The organism is Acidisoma sp. L85 (genome assembly GCF_009765865.1).
Taxonomy (GTDB): domain Bacteria; phylum Pseudomonadota; class Alphaproteobacteria; order Acetobacterales; family Acetobacteraceae; genus Acidisoma.
This window is the reverse complement of sequence record NZ_LMUQ01000043.1, coordinates 53,084-53,668: the sequence shown is the minus strand read 5'-3', so window position 1 is coordinate 53,668 and position 585 is coordinate 53,084. Positions and strand designations below refer to the sequence as shown.

The 585-nt window shown below is 61.2% G+C and carries 1 protein-coding gene; it reads right to left on the bottom strand.

Annotation, left to right across the window (positions count from 1 at the left end; all coding sequences use genetic code 11):
* Positions 1 to 585, bottom strand: a 585-nt coding sequence (locus GSQ83_RS29895; RefSeq protein ID WP_216850112.1) for a KUP/HAK/KT family potassium transporter, incomplete at both ends; no start/stop codon positions are given.

Below are 585 nucleotides of genomic sequence, written 5' to 3'. Positions count from 1 at the left end.
CCGACTTCCAGAAATCTATCGGCGGGCAGGTCGAACCTATCCGGCACCCGCACGGCATTCCGATACATGAAAGCGAAGATCATGCGCCGCCATCCGGCTAGACGAGGTCGATCCTTGCTGCGCACTATCTCGTCGCGAGCCGCAAAGAAGATGGCGGAATCGAGGTTCAGCGGGCAGCCTTGCTTCCGTGCAAGGGCGAGGGCGACCGTCAGGCTCGGCACCTCGACGAAGCCAAATCGAACGGTCACGCGCCATAGACCGTCGGCTATCTGCTCGACCTCGGCTCGCTTCTCCTCGGGTACGCGCGGGATCTCGTCAAAGGCTAGAGTCAAACTTACGACTGTCTCCTGCAGCGCCTTCATATCGGCAATGTGGCGGAGAAGTACCAGCGGGATCAGAATGCCGCCGCGGCTCAAAAACACCGCTGTGCCGGGCACCCGCGCGATGTTCCCGGTTTCGAGTTCCGCGAAGAAGTCTGCGGGGCTCTTCTCATTTTCCGCCGCGCGGCGCCGCATGGCCTCGACGCCGCGATGCCATGTGGTCATGATCGTGAAGATAAACACACCCAAGAGCAGCGGAACCCAA